Raw genomic sequence first — 16,716 nt, forward strand, 5'->3', positions numbered from 1 at the left:
TATTGCTATGACTGAACATACACAGACAGATCAGCCAATATCTCATAAAAAGGTGGTCATCAGCTCAGTGCTGGTGGTTATCGGGATGGTTCTGTTTGTGTACTTCGTACTTCGACCGATGTATTACCTGATATGTGAATGGACTGGTATTACCGGCAGCACATTTGAGGAGGTCGAAGCACGATCGTTCGAGGTTGATTACGATCGCCCAATCAAAGTTCAGTTTTTAGCAATGAATAACGCCAGTATGCCCTGGAAGTTTAAGCCAGTAGAAACGGAAATAATTGCTTACCCTGGTGAGCAAACGTCTATTTTCTACTACGCTAAAAATACCAGTCAGCGAGATATGGTGGCTCAAGCGGTTCCGAGTTTATCGCCTTTTGATGCAACCAATTATTTTTTAAAAACTGAGTGCTTTTGTTTTAATTCTCAGCCATTGGCGGCTGGTGAAGAGGTCGATATGGGGTTGGTTTTTCAAATAGACCCCGATTTACCGGAGTGGGTAAAAACGATCAGCTTAACCTATTCACTCTTTGATATTACCGAAAGCGCACAACTTGCTGAACAAAAGACCATTAACAACAGTGATCAAGCAACCAACTAGGTTGTTCGATTAAGAGTACATCAAACACAATAAAAACAATTGGAGAGCAACATGACCTCATCCAGTCAACATACAGAACATGATCATTATTATGTTCCAACGCAATCACGATTGCCGGTATGGACCGCATTTGCAATGTTCCTTACCGTTTTTGGTGCGGGCAGTTTATTCAATGATATGTCAAAGGGCATTGAATCGAATGCCCAGTGGATACTATTAGCCGGATTTATTGCATTAGCCTTTGTGCTTTATCTTTGGTTTGCAGCCACGATAAAGGAAAACCAAGCCGGTTTAGTAAATAAGCAGCTTAAACACTCCTACGTTTGGGGAATGGGCTGGTTTATTTTCTCTGAAGTGATGTTTTTTGCTGCATTCTTCGGTGGGCTTTTTTACATTCGTAACTTTGTTGGTCCTTGGATTGGAGGCGAAGGCGCCAAGGGTGTTACAAATTACCTTTATGAAGGCTTTAGCTACAGCTGGCCTATGTTGAGTAACCCCGACAACAGTTTGTTTACGCCACCTACAGAAGTAATCAATGCTTGGCATTTACCTCTGTTGAACACGATTCTATTAATAACATCTAGTATTACCCTAACGTTTGCTCACCATGCATTGCGCGCACGTAAGCGTAAGCAATTAAACATTTGGATGGCCATAACCGTGGCATTGGGTTTAACCTTTTTATTCTTCCAAATTGAAGAATACATTGAGGCTTACACGCATCTAGGGCTAACACTGCAATCAGGAATATATGGGTCAACCTTCTTTATGTTGACCGGCTTCCACGGTGCCCACGTTACCATTGGTACTTTTATGCTGATTGTACAAATGATTCGTGGCTTTAAAGGTCACTTTGAACCGGACGATCATTTTGGCTTTGAAGCGACCGCATGGTATTGGCACTTTGTTGATGTTGTGTGGGTCATGTTATTTGTATTTGTTTATATCGTATAAATAAACACTCTGGACAGGCTTAGTATTTGCCTGTCCAGGGTGCTCCAATCGTCAACTCCCCAGTAAAAAAACCAATTGCCACAACGACGCCAATAGCCACAGCTAGAGTCACTCGAATGGTTAGCCAGTTGAGAGTCTTTGATTTTCCATGCGCTTGACCTTGCTCTTTAAAAAGAGCTTTTAGTGAAGCCGCAAGTGACACTAACATGGCAATGATTAAAATCACGAGAATAAATTTATACATGAAAGTACCTGTCATAGTTGTATTAAAGCGGTTTAAGCCCGGTAAGTTATTAACGGTGTTTTTTACGGTATTTTTTTGTTTATTCTTAACCTTGGGTTTTTGGCAGTTAAATAGAGCACACGAAAAATCGATCTTAGCTGAGCAGGTTAATTCATCGGCCAGCCAATTTGAAGCCTCGACCAACCCATCACCTTATCAATCCTTTAAAATAGCAGGGCAGTTTACCGAGCTGCCAACCTTTTATATGGATAACCGAACGCTGAATGGGCAGGCGGGTTACGAGGTTTGGTTGTTCTTTGAAACCAAGCAAGGACGCTGGTTGGTTTCTTCTGGGTGGGTCGCTGGGCTAAATACTCGCGAAAAAATGCCTAGCTTTGAGCTTTCGACAAAACCCCAAGCTATTGAAATTATTGTACGACCCGATTCAGAAAACCCGATGTACGGTGTCGATACAAATACGCCCTTAAACGACGGTAAAAGTGTTTGGTTGGTACAAAGCCTAAATCAACAATGGATTGAAAATTTATACCCTAAAAAGCCATTGCTCGGATTGGCTCAATTAAAAGATTCTGAGCTCTTTGGCGTAGGGCCTAGTGTTTGGCAACCATCAGTCATGACCGTAGAAAAACACCTTGGGTATTCATTGCAATGGTTTGGTATGTCGATAGCTTTGCTGGGCATGTTTTTGTATGCTGGCTTTTCTAGAAAGCAACAACAATAAAATATTAGAGGATGTAACCGTGTCACAGAATTCAGCCGTTTCTCCGGCGCAGAGTGCTCCATACAGTAAAATGCAGCTACTCATCATTCTTTTAACGCCTATTATAGTGATGGGCGCTTCTAGTTGGTTGTATTTTAGTGGGGTGTTAATGCCAGATGGTCACACCAACAAAGGCGTACTGTTGACGCCGGTATTGTCCGTGACCGACTTTGGTTTTCCTGAGCCCGTCATTAGCGAAGAGCGTCAGTGGATGATGATTCAACTTTCTACCGATTGTACCGAGCAATGTGAAGAACGTGTCTACGTTCAACGCCAAATTCACGTAGCACTGGGTAAGCTGGAATCGCGTATTGATCGGGTGTTGCTTACTGAAAATTCGAACAGTGACCAGTTAAAACAAAACTTCCCTCGATTAACGATAAAGCCAATCACTCAACAGGATTTAAGCGAACAATTGCGTGAGCGCGTTCCTGAAGAAGTGTTATTAAACAACCCCGTGTTTATTGCCGACCCTTTTGGAAACGTCATGCTCTACTTTACAGATGAACATGATTATAAAGCCCAAATCAGTGACATTAAGAAGTTACTGAAATTATCAACAATAGGGTGATGCCATGAGCTTTAGAAAAGTAAAACCCGGTTTTGGGTTGTCTCTATTAGCGACCATAGTGGTTTCCGTTGTCGTTGTTTTGGGTGCATTCACTCGTTTAGTCGACGCAGGGTTAGGCTGTCCAGACTGGCCAACTTGCTACGGTCATATTTGGGCACCAACGACAGAAGGTGAGATTGCTGCGGCGAACAGTGCCTACCCCGAGATTCCGGTTGATCTGAATAAAACTTGGCCAGAAATGGTTCATCGCTATTTTGCGTCGAGTTTAGGGTTGATCATCATCGCCATTGTCGCAGTATCGGTTCGGCATCGAAAATTGCCGGATCAGCCATTTAAACTGCCGTTGTTTTTATTGGCGTTTGTCATTATTCAAGGCATTTTCGGTGCTTGGACTGTGACCATGAAATTATTGCCTCAAGTGGTCACGGCTCACTTATTGGGTGGGTTTACAACCTTTACTTTATTAGTCATTTTAACCTTACGATTAAGTGGTCTTAATTTTCCAAAAATTTCTTTGTTAAACCGTGCGCTCAAGCCGAAACGATTGGCTGCGGTGACATTGCTCGCAGTCATTATACAAATCTTTTTAGGCGGCTGGACCAGCTCGAACTATGCCGCTATGGCCTGCCCAGACTTACCTACTTGTCAGTTACAATGGTGGCCAGAAGCAGATTTTAAAACCGGTTTTGATCTTATTCATCCAATAGGTCCTAACTATCAAGGTGGTTCTTTAGATTTGCCTGCACAAATAGCTATTCATTTGTCGCATCGTATTGGTGCGATGATTGTTACCTTGCTGAGCTTGATGTTAGTTGCCGTGTTATACATGCGAGGATTGAAGCCATGGGCGATGGGTTTGCTCACGCTATTAGCCATTCAAGTTAGCTTAGGGCTCAGTAACGTTTATTTTGGATTACCGCTGTCTGTTGCGGTACTGCACAATCTTTTTGGTGCACTTTTACTTATTTATCTCGCGGTTTTGAATGTAATGCTCAACCGTAAGGAGCCTGTTTATGTCTGATCACGCCATTGCACCCACGTCCGATTCTTGGCGAGAAATACTCGCCGACCTGTTTGAAATGACCAAGCCCAAAGTGGTGTTTGTTATGCTAATTACCGTTTGGGTTGGTATGGCACTGACCCCAATCGGCGCGATTCCATGGCTCGCGGTAATAGCAGGAAATATAGGGATTGCAGCATTAGCCGGTGCTGGTGCGGCCTTTAACCATATTCTTGATGAGCACATTGACCAGAAAATGGCTCGAACCCACAAACGCCCAGTTGCAACGGGTCGTATCAGCCGTAAAGCGGGTCTTATTTTTGCAACGAGCCTATCCGTCTTTGGTTTTGTTGTGCTCATGGCATTTACCAATGCGTTAACGGCTTGGCTTACCTTGTTTTCAATGGTTGGGTATGCGCTGGTGTATACGGCGTTTTTAAAGCGCGCAACGCCACAAAATATTGTCATTGGTGGTTTAGCCGGAGCAATGCCTCCTTTGCTGGGCTGGACAGCGATTACTGGACACATTATGGGGCTTCCACTGTTGCTGGTTTTAATTATCTTTGCATGGACACCGCCCCATTTTTGGGCGTTAGCCATTCACCGTAGAGATGATTATGCGCGCGCGGAAATTCCTATGATGCCAGTAACCCACGGTATTGCCTTTACTAAAATCCAAGTCTGGCTGTACAGCTGGTTGTTGTTGTCTATCTCGATGCTACCGGTTGCATTGGGCTCATTAGGATTAATATATGCCGTTTCAGCGCTTATTTTAGGTGCGCGATTCTTGCAGTGGAGTTTTTGGCTGTTGTATGACAAGAAACCAGATGCTGCGTGGGGTACGTTTAAATATTCAATTACCTATTTAATGGTGTTGTTTGTCATGATGCTGGTAGATCACTTTACCTGGCCGTGGCTAGCTACTTTCATAAATTAAACCACTTAAACGAATAACAGAGCGATATTACAGAATGAGCACACGCACTGCCGCACAAAAGAAATCCATTCGACTGACCGTAGGTATATTGATTTTTATTATTACCAGCATTGTTGCTGGTATTGTGCTTCAGGTATTAACAACAAAACCAGATGTAAAGTCGGCGTTGTCGGGTTATTCGGTCATTTGGTTTGAAAAGCCAAGATTAATTCCTGATGTTGCATTGGTCGATCATCAAGGTGCCACTTTTTCAATTGAGCAGTTTAAAGGTCAATGGGATTTAATTAACTTTGGTTACACACATTGCCCTGACATTTGCCCAACTAATATGGCCGATATGAACATTGTTCATCGATTAATGACTGAGACAGGAGAAGCAGACTCGATAAACTTTTGGATGGTAACGGTTGACCCAGCACGAGATACCGTTGAAAAACTCAGCCTTTATGTACCTTATTTTAATAAAGCCTTTACGGGCCTAACGGGCGACTTGGATAACATTCAAGCCATAGCAACGTCGATGAGTGCCGTTTTTTATCAAGAAGGTACTGGAGAAGGGTATACCGTTGCGCACAGTGACAACTATGCGGTAATTGACCCAAATGGCCATTTTGTCGCTCTACTAAGACCACCGCATAAACCGCAATCTATGTTTGAAGCGTTGTCGATTATGATGAACGCTTGGTCTGGAGCCTAGAGGCTGACTAAAAATTAACCTGTCGACAGCCGAACGGGTTCTATGTGACACTGTAGCGCTAAATGGAGGTTAGCCATGAAAGCCCTATTTCCTGAGATTAGACCTTATATGACGACCATGCTGCCAGTTTTAGATGGTCATCAGTTGTACGTTGAGTGCTCTGGCACTCAATCAGGAATTCCCGTTTTAGTGATACATGGTGGTCCTGGTGCGGGTTGCTCAGATAAAATGCGGCGATTCTTTGACCCAGAGCGTTACAACATCATCGTATTCGACCAGCGCGGTGCCGGTCGGTCTACACCTCATGCCAGTATCGAACATAATACGCCCAGCCATATTCTGGACGACATTGAAGTGCTTAGGAAGCATCTAGGCATCTCTCGTTGGGTGTTGTTTGGGGGCAGTTTTGGCGCAACATTAGCCTTACTCTACGCCCAACAATTCTCAAAACATGTCTGCGGATTAATATTAAGAGGCGTTTTTCTAGGCAGACAACAAGATTTAGATTGGCTCTATAAAAATGGCGCAGGGCGCTTTTTTCCTGAAGAGTGGCAACTGTTCTTAGAGCCGTTGCAAAGTAACGATAAAGCTAACGTTATTGATCAATACTATCAAATATTACAAGGCGATAACGATTTAGCGAGAGTTGCCGCCGCTAAAGCGTGGGCTCGATGGGAGGCGGCGAACAGTTCATTTCGCCCAAATCAAAGCTCAAAAGACTACTTTACCGCAACCCATGTAGCCTTAGCGCTGTCGTGTATATCAAGCCATTATTTTAAAAATAAATGTTTCTTAGATGAGAACCAAATTCTCGACAATATAGCCAAGATCGCCGATATTCCTGGCCATATTGTGCACGGACGATACGATATGGTTTGCCCACCTGAGCAGGCTTATATACTTTCCGAACATTGGCCGTTGGCTAAGTTAAATATAGTACGTGAAGGTGGCCATTCAGCGTTTGATAACGCCATGCTAGATGCACTGATATGCGTAACGAACGATTTTGCGAAACAGTTAGGAGCGCCAGAAACAGAAGCATGAAAGCCTTAGTTCAAAGAGTTGTCGAAGCGAGAGTAGAAGTTGATGGCCAGGTGGTTGGAGCTATTTCACAGGGCATGTTGGTGCTCATTGGCATCGATGCACATGACAACCAAGACTCTGTAAAAAAGCTTTCAGATAAGCTGCTAAAGTATCGAATTTTTGCTGATGATAGCGGTAAAATGAATCTAAACGTTCAGCAAATAAATGGACAGCTCTTGCTCGTTTCGCAATTTACCTTATCTGCGGATACTCACAAAGGGTTAAGACCCGGCTTTTCAAGCGCGGCTACCCCAGAACAAGGTCGCGAGCTTTTTGACTACGCATGCCAGTATATAAAAAACCAACGACCTGATACACAAATGGGTGTATTTGGCGCTGATATGCAGGTTTTCCTGCAAAACGACGGTCCAGTGACGTTTTTATTAGAAAACTAATCAAAATCTAAATAAAGCTGACTGTTTAATCAAAAATGAGGTATAAGTACAATAAAGCAACAAATAAATGTAGTTTAATACAAGTCAGTCGTGATTTTTTAGACCTATTTCAAAGAAGAGCTCATTGAATGGAAGCCCAAGTTCAGATAGAACAATGGTTATCTGCTTGTTGGGATATAATGATTAGTGAGCCTGCTAAGGCCATTACATTAGCCAACCAAGTTATAGATAACTCAGAACCTCAGAGCGAATTTCGTTCTTCAGGTTTGTACTATCGTGGCTTAAGTTATATGTATCAAGGTGACTTTAACCGTGCTTTTGATGAACTCACCGACGCCCTACACCACGCCCATGAACACCACTTTGATTTAAATACTTCGCGTATAAACAATGCTTTGGGTATGGTGCACCAATCCAATGGTCGATACGGCCCAGCTTTAGATCACTTTGAACTCACTTCTGAATTTGCACGCGAATCGGGAAATACCCCGGCGCTAGTACCGCCTTTGTCTAATATGGCTCAAGTATTCTTTGATATGGGTGATTTGGAGTCGGCCAGCGATCAACTCAGAGAAATAGATGAGTTAAATACCAAAATATCTGATGACAATCTGGTGGAGATTGATCTGCTTCGGGCTAGAATTCAGTTAGGTTATCTAAATTTTCAAGAAGCAGAAGCCTACTTGGCTAAGGCGATAGCTTTAGCGCATTCGATAAATTACGCCTCATTTAAGTTACGCTGCCAAGAAGTGCTGGGGCGCTTACGACGTTTACAAGGGCGATTAGACGAAGCCGAATCGATTTTTAAAGCTTTAATAGAGGACAGTGATATTTATTCTGTCGGATCTGATGCTATTTATATTTATATCGAATTATCTAAGTTGCTGATAAGTAAAGGCCAAATCGATGATGCCATTGAGATAGTTGAAGACGGCATTACTTTTGTTAAACCTTTAAAGCGATCCCCGCAAAACATTAAAGCCTTAGGTCAATTGGCCTATGCCTATGAAATGGCTGAAGATACTCATAATCACGCAAAGGCGTTGTCTTTGCTGGTATCTGCTATGAAGCACAGTAGCAAGCGTCAAGGGCAAAGCTTTTTAGATGTGCGCCGCATTAAGCGTCAGCAAGTGAAAGATCAATTTCAAAAGAAGTTGCTCGATCAAGAAAACCAAGCTCTAAAGAGAGCTCAAAACCGATTAGAATTCTTAAATGATATTGCTCATCAGTTAGCTTCAACGTTAAATTTTGTAGAATTGGGACAGCGACTGTTCGATATCTTTAGCCGAAAAGTGGACACTCATTTCTTGTCCCTAGTGACAACAGATTACGAATTGCAAAGCTTAAAATTTCAGTTCGTGATAGACCAAAATGAATTGGTCGAGTCAGAGAATATCCCCTTTAATACGCCCGGAAGTAATATGGTTAAAGCCGCCCTTACACGCAAGGTAGTGGTTATTAATGACGCGCGTAAAGAAAAAGTAGTGAATTTAATTGGTAATCACGCCGTTTCACCTCGAACCATGTTGTTCTTTCCATTGGTTCAAGAAAATGAAGTCATCGGTGTGTTTTCAATTCAGTCGCCAATACCTTCAGCTTTTAGTGAAGAAGAGATTCATTTGTTAGAGGCGGTGACAACGTTTATTTCGATTGCGGTCAGTAATATTCAAAGTCATGAAACAGTGAAGCAGCTCAATAAAATTTTACATCAAGAAAAGCAAGAAATTGAAACGGCACAGCAACGTATCGAACACATGGCGTACCATGATTCTCTTACCAGCTTACCAAACAGAGAGTCGCTCGACATTTTCATTAATGGCCAAATAGAAAAAGCTCGTTTTGAACGGCGTAACTTCCATTTGGTCTATATCGACTTAGATGGATTCAAACCGGTTAATGATCAATTTGGTCATCGAGTTGGTGATCAAGTGTTAATTGTCATCAGTCGTCGAATTCAAAAAGCCTTAAGATCATTAGATTTTGCCGCACGAGTTGGGGGAGATGAGTTTGTATTGATCATCGATAGCTTCGATAAAAAGGGCGCGGTTAAGGGCTTTTTGGAACGCTTACTGGGTGTTATCCAAGAGCCTATATCGGTTGATCAACATAACTTAACTGTTTCTGCCAGTATTGGTGCCGCCCGTTTTCCTGAACAGGGCTCCGATTTAGATCGCCTGATGCACAGTGCCGATCAAGCAATGTACGCCATTAAGCGATTAGGAACCGGTGGGTTTCAATTCGTTGAAAACCATCAGTGAGTGATCATATAGCTGATTATTTTAAATAGAAACAAAAGCAAAAAACCACTAGCTAACAACCAAGCCCAATACATCAGAAGATTCCACAAGTTGGAAAACCAGCCAGACAATCCCGATTTTTTCTGTTGATGTTGAAAAGCTATGTCTATGATCGCACCACTGGAAAACAAGAATGCCGTCGTCGCAAGAGCCGTAAACCAATACAAAGTATCAAAGCTTGGAAAAATAACTGGCAATGCTAATGTCCCAATGAGTGAGCAAGCGGCAACCCAATATATAGGCTTTGCCAGAAAATGAACTTTTTGAAGCGCTTTAAACAGTGCGTTTTTCATGTGACATTATACCGCTACAAAAATGAGAGAAGTGCCGGCGACTACGATTGCCGCGGCAATAAAAGACATCATCGAAGGGCGTTCTTTGGTTGCATACCATACCAAGGGTAACAATATAATTGGAGTGGTTGCCGATAAAATTGACACGATCCCGAGCGGCGCTAGGTTAACCCCCCAAAGTAGCAAGCTCATGCCCACGCCCATGCCTAAAAAGCCGCTGATAAATACTTGGCCTAAAGATCGACGCGTTAATTGACGGTAAATGGCAACGCCCCCTAAAGACTTAACGGTAAACACCGCAAGGCCAAGGCAAATGACGGCAACCCAAACTCGGATCATGGTCGCAAAAATTGGATCTTGTCCGCCTTTCATGATGTCATACACCACAAGCGTGCCTATTGACTGGCACAGTGCTGCGCCAAAGCCTGCTACTAGCCCTAAACTGGCTTGCCCTAACGTTTGTTCCCATTGATGTGCGCCTGCTTTCCCACGGCTGGCAATAGCTAAAAAAACACCAAGCATGACTCCAAGTACACCGAGAATATTAAGCCAAACATAGTGTTCACCCAGCAACCAAGCTCCAAAAGCAAAACTCATGGGTGCATTACAGGCAAAAAGTAAACCGGCCATTCTTGGGCCCAGTATCTTTACCGCCGTAAACAGCAGCGTATCGCCTAAAAAGATACCGATGAAACCAGAGACAATGAGGATGCCAATATCTTCATTCGATGGTGGGTGCCATTGCCCTGAAAAGATTAAAAATAAAGTGAGGAATAGCGCCACCATGAACATTCGAATGGCATTAAATGGAATGGGCCCTAATTGGCGAACGGGGCCAACAGAAAGCATGCTGCTTACAGCCCAACAGGTAGCCGCGCCAAGTGCAGCAAGATAACCAATAAATTCCACGAAGATCCTTTTTAACGAAAAAGCGCGCTAAATAGCGCGCAAATTTGAGAAAAACGGTTAAGCCAACATATGCGTTAGCAAAACAAGCGTTCTATCATTCAGCCACAATGGCGTCGAGCGTAATTTCAACTCGGCGGTTTTGAGCGCGTCCTTGTTCCGTGCTGTTATCTGCGATGGGTTTTGATTCGCCGTGACCCATCGCTGCAATTCGCTCTACAACAATGCCTTGCTCTAATATAATATTGGCAACCGATGTAGCTCGTTGCTCTGAAAGTAATTGATTGTAAGATTCGCTGCCGGTGCTGTCAGTATGACCGGAAATCGTTACCAGCGTATCATCATATTCTGCGAGTACTTTAGCCACCGACTTTAAGGTTGGTAAAAAGCTACCAGCAACTTCGCTGCTGCTCACATCAAAAGTGATGTTACCCGGCATGATAAGTTCGATTTGCCCTTCTTCTGTACGTTTAACCTGAACACCTGAGCCGACTAACTCATCACGTAACTTTTCTTCCTGTTTATCCATGTAGAGGCCAACACCACCACCTGCAACACCACCGATACCGGCACCAATGATTGCACGTTTCATTCGATCTTCTTTAGGCGAAGTAGCTGCACCAATTACGGCGCCAATGAGTCCACCAGCAATGGCTCCTTTAGAAGCACCGCTAATTTGAGATTCACCAGAATAAGCTTCTAATGTTGTACAGCCACTTAAAATAGCTCCAGCAAACAGGGAAGACATGCCTAATTTTGTTAAAAGACGCATTTTACGTTGCTCCTATAGTAATGAAGTGCCATTTAAAAACATGGATGGCACATAATTTAACAAGGTAAACGACAGGAGGTGACTTACTCAGCCATTTCTTTTAAACGCTTAAGAGGACGAACTTTAACGGCAGTAGAAGCGGGCTTAGCTGCAATCATAATTTCTTCACCGGTGAATGGGTTAACACCTGGACGTGCTTTTCTAGCTGGTTTTTTAACGGTTTGAATTTTTAACAAACCTGGTAATACAAACTCACCACAAGAACGCTTACGAATATGACGTTCAATCACGTCGGCTAACTCATCTAAAACGGAAGCGACTTCTTTTTTGCTCAACTCAGTGTTTTCGGCAATTTCAGATAAAATTTGAGTTTTAGTGTAACGTTCTTTGACTGCTGTTGTTTTTTTAGCCATGTGATAGATCCTTACATGTAGGGTGTTTTTCAAGATAGTTCGCCGAGTATTGCAGAGGCTGTAAAAAAGACAATAGAGAATTTAGCAAAAAAGTAAAAAAACCCACTAATTTCCACTTCATCGGCCAAGCTTTACCCACAATTCTGTGGCGTATTACGACTGAGATTTGTTTGCTAAAAATAAATTAGGCTGTCGAATTGATTCGTATTCGGTATCATTCGCCACCCAGTCAAGGAAGCCAACGGCATGACATTGTCAAACATTCGATATTTCCCCCTGCAAATATGGGTTGTTTTAATTGGAACCTTTTTAACGCGCGCTGCTTTTTTTATGGTTTGGCCGTTTATGGCGGTGATATTAAATCAACGCTTTGAGATGAGTGAGGCTGTCATTGGTTTTATTTTAAGCCTCAGTGCGTTGGCTAGCGCTTTCTTTTCACTTTATGTTGGCTACTTATCCGATAAATTGGGTCGAAAAGGCTTGATGATGTTGGGGTGCGTAACCTATGTGGTGGCCTTCATCATTTTAGCTATATCTACGACGGCTGTTTGGTTTTCTGTGGGCGCTATGATGGTGGGTATGAGCCGGTCAATGCTAGAAACACCCGCTAGAGCAATGATATCTGATCTTTTGGAAGATAAAGAAATAAGAGATTTAGCCCATCAGGTGCGGTATTACATGGTCAATGTTGGCGCTTCAATGGGGCCTATCTTAGGTTTATATTTAGGCTTCACAGGAGCACAAACCACTTTTTGGTTTGTAGCTTTAACCTATGCGCTCTATGGATTCGGATTTATGTATGTATTCCATTTGGTTAAAAATGAGGTTGAGCCGCCAAAAAGTGAGTTGAATTTTCAACAGACTCTTACCGTATTGCGCCAAGACCGCTCATTCTTGTTATTGATACTGGCTAATATGTTTGTGATGTACAGTTATATGCATCAAGAAACTTCGCTCGTTCAGCATTTAAATCAGCTGGGTGACCGAGTAGTCGATGTGTATACCCCGATGATTTTGATTAACGGCGTGATTATTATTGTTTTTCAGTTTCCGTTGTTAAAGCTTATGTCGGCTTGGCCACTTACCCATCGCGCCTACTTTGGCTTATCGGGCTTTGCGTTGGCATTTTTAATGTATGCCTTTACACCACTCGATGCGCCTGTCTATTGGTGGTTTGCAGGCGCCGCCGTGTTGGCCATCGGTGAAGTGGTGTTGTTTCCTACCTTCAATTTATTTATAGACCGAGCCGCACCAGCGCATATGCGTGGCAGTTACTTTGGTGCTGGCAGCCTTGCCGCCATTGGTGTGAGTTTGTCGCCGTTAATTGGCGGAATAATACTGCAGTTTTTTGGCGGTACGGCACTGTTTGTTTCGACCGCTTTTGTGTGTGTTATCGCTGGTATTTTTTATCACCTATCTGATAAACAACGTAGGCTACAATCTCCAGTAGTTAACTAACATTCATCGGTGACCATATTAATCGTGCATTCTGGTAGGCCAAACGAGTCATAAAATACGTAGCAACCCGGGTTAAGGTTTGAATAATAATTAACATTCCTACTTGGGTTTTGGTCTAAATCGTAGCCAACGACGGTGTAACGGTTTCCATACCATAATTGAATTTGACCGTTTAACGTATTGATTTGTGGCGTGTTTGTACTTGTAATGTCACTGGTAATAGTGAGGGTGCTTTCTGTAAGGTTTAGAAAGTGATACATGTCTTTCGCATCCCCGCGCTCACCAGAGCTTTCAGGGCATAAATTGCGCCAATCAACTTCTACAGAAAAACCTTCCATTTGAATGAGATGGGAGTCTTGAGCTGAGTTTCCTGGATTACTGGGCAACACTGACAACCCGTTTGCTAAGGCATTCACTCTTGCTACCGCAATGGCAGAGCGCATTGAGCCTTGCATGCCTTGGAGCACCGCTACTCTTGAGTTCTGTTGTAAATTTGCAAATCGCGGTAAAGCAAAGGTCGCTAGGATGGCAACGATAACGATGACCGTGATGAGCTCGATGAGTGTAAAACCAGATTGGTGGTGACGTTTCAAAATATTACTTCCCTGTGACCTTGATCACATTTTAGTTGACCCATGGGTAAAAGGGCAAGCTTTAGACAAGTGAACATATAAATCACTAAACTTAGGGTAACCTAGAGTTACTCAACCTCACAAAATAGTGACTCGTCACATTTCTAATAATGCAGTAAAATCATAGAGTTAGAATAGTGTAGAGTAGTCTTAAGTTTTGTCATTGCTCAAATGATGGCGGAAATGTTTATCGTTACCTGATTAGGAAGTGTATGAGTCTCATCGAACAAAAAATTGCCAACGAATTAAATGTACATGAGCGCCAGGTGGCCGCAACCGTCGCTTTATTGGATGAAGGAGCCACGGTCCCGTTTATCTCACGATACCGTAAGGAAGTAACAGGGGGCCTTGATGACACCCAATTGCGTAATTTAGAAGAGCGATTACGATATCTGAGAGAACTGGATGATCGCAGAGGCACAATTCTCGCGAGCATTGAAGAACAGGGCAAACTAACGGATGCACTCAAAAAAGACATCTTAACGTGCGAAACCAAAACCGAGCTAGAAGACCTCTATCTACCGTATAAGAAAAAACGCCGTACCAAGGGTGAGATAGCTAAAGAAGCGGGGTTAGAGCCATTAGCCGATGCATTGCTCAACGACCCAATGCTTAACCCAGAATCGGAAGCCGCAAATTATTTAAATCCTGAAAAAGAAATTAATGAAACCAAAGCTGCGTTAGACGGAGCAAGATACATTTTAATGGAGCGTTTTGCTGAAGAAGCCAGCTTGTTGAAAACTTTACGAGACTACATGTGGCGTCACGGTGAAATGCAGTCTCGCGTGATTGCAGGGAAAGAGCGAGAAGCTGAGAAGTTTCGTGACTATTTTGAACACGATGAGTTGATTTCTAAAGTGCCCAGTCACCGAGCGTTGGCAATGTTCCGCGGCCGTAATGAAGGTTTTTTGCAAGTCAGCCTTGTTATGCCCGATGAAGATCCACGCGCTGCCGGCGTTGGTGCTTTGATGGTTGCAGAGCAATTTGGTATCGAAGATCAGCAGCGCCCTGGTGATAAATGGTTGTTGGATGTATGCCGGTGGACGTGGCGCATTAAATTGTTAACTCATATCGAGACGGACCTGTTTGGGCGTGTAAGAGAAGAGGCTGAGCAATCCGCGATTGATGTATTTGCTAAAAACCTTAAAGACTTACTGTTGGCAGCACCGGCCGGACCAAAAGCCACGATCGGTTTAGATCCTGGCTTGAGAACCGGTGTAAAAGTTGCGGTGGTAGATGCTACCGGCAAAGTACTTGATCATTGCGCTATTTACCCAACAGCACCACAAAATAAAACGGTTGAATCCGAACAAATATTAGCCGCACTGTGTGCAAAATATAATGTCGAGTTGATTGCCATTGGTAATGGCACCGCCAGCCGAGAAACTGAACGTTTTGTTAAAGATATGATCAAGAAGTACCCGCAAATCAAAGCGCAGCCGGTGGTTGTTAATGAGTCGGGCGCTTCTATTTACTCTGCATCAGAATACGCAGCCAAAGAATACCCTGATTTAGATGTAACCATTCGTGGCGCTGTCTCAATTGCCCACCGCTTGCAAGACCCGCTAGCCGAACTGGTGAAGATTGACCCTAAATCAATTGGCGTAGGTCAGTATCAGCACGACGTGTCGCAAGTGGCGTTAGCGCGTCAGCTAGACTCCGTTGTTGAAGATTGTGTAAACGGTGTGGGTGTGGATCTAAATACTGCATCGGCTCCTTTATTGGCGCGTGTTTCTGGCTTAAATCAGACCATCGCTTCGAATATTGTCGCGTTTCGCGATGCAAACGGTGCTTTTGTTGAGCGTAAACAGTTAAAAGACGTGCCGCGTTTGGGCCCGAAAGCTTTTGAGCAGGCCGCTGGCTTTTTAAGAATTATGAACGGCAAGAACCCGTTAGATCGATCCGGTGTTCACCCTGAAGCTTATTCAGTGGTTAAGCGTATTGTAGAAACGCACCAAAAGGCTGTCAGCGATGTGATTGGCGATACCGCATTTCTTAAAGCAGTGAATGCGGCAGATTTTACCGATGATACCTTCGGGTTACCGACTGTTACCGACATTATCAAAGAACTTGATAAACCTGGCCGCGATCCTCGCCCTGAATTTAAAACCGCCACTTTCCAAGATGGCGTTGAAAAAATCGGTGATTTACGTCCAAATATGACACTTGAAGGCGTGGTTACTAACGTCACTCACTTTGGGGCATTTGTTGATGTAGGCGTGCATCAAGATGGCTTAGTGCATATTTCAGCCTTGAGCCATACCTTTGTTGAAGACCCATCTAAAGTGGTTAAAGCCGGCGATATTGTCAAAGTTAAGGTGATGGATGTAGATCCAGAGCGGAAACGAATTGCTTTATCTATGCGCTTAGACGATGACGCCAGTGAGCATGAACAAGCCGGTGCTAATCGTAGCGGGCAACGGCAACAAAACAATGGCAGCAGGGCAAAAGCACGTTCAAATCAACAGCAACAAAAGCAAGCACCCGCAAACACGCTAGGGTCATTGTTTGATCAAGTATTGAAGAAGTAACCATTGCACCTAATCACAACGCTTTCTAAACAAAGAAAGCGTTGTGACTCTGAACTCCCTTCCGTAATTTTCTAGCGCCCTCACACAATATTGTTCGAAATTTAATCGTTCCCGTTGACTCCAACGAACCTAAGCTACAATATGAGTTTCTAAGAGCAATTTCCAATTG

19 protein-coding genes are annotated in these 16,716 nt (G+C 43.4%); 12 read left to right on the forward strand and 7 right to left on the reverse strand.

Going from position 1 to position 16,716, the window contains the following annotated elements; translation table 11 throughout:
• The first annotated feature begins 7 nt into the window (after positions 1-7).
• Complete coding sequence (locus QWZ13_RS02075) at positions 8-604, forward strand: cytochrome c oxidase assembly protein (protein ID WP_290280322.1); 597 nt, start codon at positions 8-10, stop codon at positions 602-604.
• Positions 605-655: 51 nt separating this feature from the next.
• Positions 656-1,558: a cytochrome c oxidase subunit 3 gene (locus tag QWZ13_RS02080; protein WP_216000888.1), complete on the forward strand. Its 903-nt coding sequence runs from the start codon at positions 656-658 to the stop codon at positions 1,556-1,558.
• A gap of 19 nt (positions 1,559-1,577) precedes the next feature.
• Here QWZ13_RS02080 and QWZ13_RS02085 read toward each other — a convergent pair whose 3' ends face one another.
• A complete protein-coding gene (locus QWZ13_RS02085; protein WP_216000889.1) occupies positions 1,578-1,802 on the reverse strand; it encodes a DUF2909 family protein in 225 nt (74 codons plus the stop codon).
• On the opposite strand from QWZ13_RS02085, the gene QWZ13_RS02090 reads away from it, so the two are divergent.
• From QWZ13_RS02090 to QWZ13_RS02125, 8 genes are all read left to right on the forward strand, one after another.
• Positions 1,801-2,523, forward strand: a complete 723-nt coding sequence (locus tag QWZ13_RS02090) for an SURF1 family protein (protein WP_290280323.1) — start codon at positions 1,801-1,803, stop codon at positions 2,521-2,523. The genes QWZ13_RS02085 and QWZ13_RS02090 overlap by 2 nt on opposite strands.
• Positions 2,492-3,133 carry a redox-active disulfide-containing membrane protein gene (locus tag QWZ13_RS02095; RefSeq protein ID WP_290280324.1) on the forward strand — a complete coding sequence of 214 codons (642 nt, stop codon included), beginning with the start codon at positions 2,492-2,494 and terminating at the stop codon, positions 3,131-3,133. Before QWZ13_RS02090 ends, QWZ13_RS02095 begins: the two co-directional genes overlap by 32 nt.
• Positions 3,134-3,137: 4 nt before the next feature.
• Entirely contained in the window at positions 3,138-4,154 is a 1,017-nt protein-coding gene (locus QWZ13_RS02100) for a COX15/CtaA family protein (protein WP_290280325.1), read from the forward strand.
• Complete coding sequence (gene cyoE, locus QWZ13_RS02105) at positions 4,147-5,070, forward strand: heme o synthase (RefSeq protein WP_290280326.1); 924 nt, start codon at positions 4,147-4,149, stop codon at positions 5,068-5,070. Before QWZ13_RS02100 ends, cyoE begins: the two co-directional genes overlap by 8 nt.
• 34 nt (positions 5,071-5,104) lie before the next feature.
• Complete coding sequence (locus QWZ13_RS02110) at positions 5,105-5,767, forward strand: SCO family protein (RefSeq protein WP_290280327.1); 663 nt, start codon at positions 5,105-5,107, stop codon at positions 5,765-5,767.
• A 75-nt stretch (positions 5,768-5,842) separates the two neighbouring features.
• A complete protein-coding gene (pip, locus tag QWZ13_RS02115; RefSeq protein ID WP_290280328.1) occupies positions 5,843-6,811 on the forward strand; it encodes a prolyl aminopeptidase in 969 nt (322 codons plus the stop codon).
• Positions 6,808-7,245 carry a D-aminoacyl-tRNA deacylase gene (gene dtd, locus QWZ13_RS02120; RefSeq protein ID WP_290283246.1) on the forward strand — a complete coding sequence of 146 codons (438 nt, stop codon included), beginning with the start codon at positions 6,808-6,810 and terminating at the stop codon, positions 7,243-7,245. The genes pip and dtd overlap by 4 nt, the downstream gene beginning before the upstream one ends.
• Positions 7,246-7,373: 128 nt before the next feature.
• Positions 7,374-9,503 carry a diguanylate cyclase gene (locus tag QWZ13_RS02125; RefSeq protein WP_290280329.1) on the forward strand — a complete coding sequence of 710 codons (2,130 nt, stop codon included), beginning with the start codon at positions 7,374-7,376 and terminating at the stop codon, positions 9,501-9,503.
• On the opposite strand, the gene QWZ13_RS02130 is transcribed toward QWZ13_RS02125, so the two are convergent.
• The 5 genes from QWZ13_RS02130 to QWZ13_RS02150 form a co-directional block, all read right to left on the reverse strand.
• The gene (locus QWZ13_RS02130) at positions 9,497-9,835 is read right to left on the reverse strand and encodes a hypothetical protein (RefSeq protein WP_290280330.1); all 339 of its coding nucleotides are present in this window, start codon (positions 9,833-9,835) and stop codon (positions 9,497-9,499) included. The two genes, QWZ13_RS02125 and QWZ13_RS02130, sit on opposite strands and share 7 nt — an antisense overlap.
• A gap of 6 nt (positions 9,836-9,841) precedes the next feature.
• On the reverse strand, positions 9,842-10,744 hold the full coding sequence (locus QWZ13_RS02135; RefSeq protein WP_290280331.1) for a DMT family transporter: 903 nt from the start codon (positions 10,742-10,744) through the stop codon (positions 9,842-9,844).
• A gap of 94 nt (positions 10,745-10,838) precedes the next feature.
• Positions 10,839-11,513: a YiaD family glycine zipper/OmpA-like lipoprotein gene (locus tag QWZ13_RS02140; RefSeq protein ID WP_216000900.1), complete on the reverse strand. Its 675-nt coding sequence runs from the start codon at positions 11,511-11,513 to the stop codon at positions 10,839-10,841.
• A gap of 83 nt (positions 11,514-11,596) precedes the next feature.
• Positions 11,597-11,926, reverse strand: a complete 330-nt coding sequence (locus QWZ13_RS02145; RefSeq protein WP_216000901.1) for an HU family DNA-binding protein — start codon at positions 11,924-11,926, stop codon at positions 11,597-11,599.
• On the reverse strand, positions 11,919-12,047 hold the full coding sequence (locus QWZ13_RS02150) for a hypothetical protein (protein ID WP_290280332.1): 129 nt from the start codon (positions 12,045-12,047) through the stop codon (positions 11,919-11,921). Before QWZ13_RS02150 ends, QWZ13_RS02145 begins: the two co-directional genes overlap by 8 nt.
• 125 nt (positions 12,048-12,172) lie before the next feature.
• Between QWZ13_RS02150 and QWZ13_RS02155 the strand changes: the two genes are divergently transcribed.
• A complete protein-coding gene (locus QWZ13_RS02155) occupies positions 12,173-13,384 on the forward strand; it encodes an MDR family MFS transporter (RefSeq protein WP_290280333.1) in 1,212 nt (403 codons plus the stop codon).
• Here QWZ13_RS02155 and QWZ13_RS02160 read toward each other — a convergent pair.
• A complete protein-coding gene (locus QWZ13_RS02160; RefSeq protein WP_290280334.1) occupies positions 13,381-13,977 on the reverse strand; it encodes a prepilin-type N-terminal cleavage/methylation domain-containing protein in 597 nt (198 codons plus the stop codon). The genes QWZ13_RS02155 and QWZ13_RS02160 overlap by 4 nt on opposite strands.
• A gap of 251 nt (positions 13,978-14,228) precedes the next feature.
• Between QWZ13_RS02160 and QWZ13_RS02165 the strand changes: the two genes are divergently transcribed.
• Positions 14,229-16,547 carry a Tex family protein gene (locus QWZ13_RS02165; protein ID WP_290280335.1) on the forward strand — a complete coding sequence of 773 codons (2,319 nt, stop codon included), beginning with the start codon at positions 14,229-14,231 and terminating at the stop codon, positions 16,545-16,547.
• The last annotated feature ends 169 nt before the right edge of the window (positions 16,548-16,716 follow it).

The sequence above is a fragment of the Reinekea marina genome, assembly GCF_030409715.1.
Taxonomy (GTDB): Bacteria; Pseudomonadota; Gammaproteobacteria; order Pseudomonadales; family Natronospirillaceae; genus Reinekea; species Reinekea marina.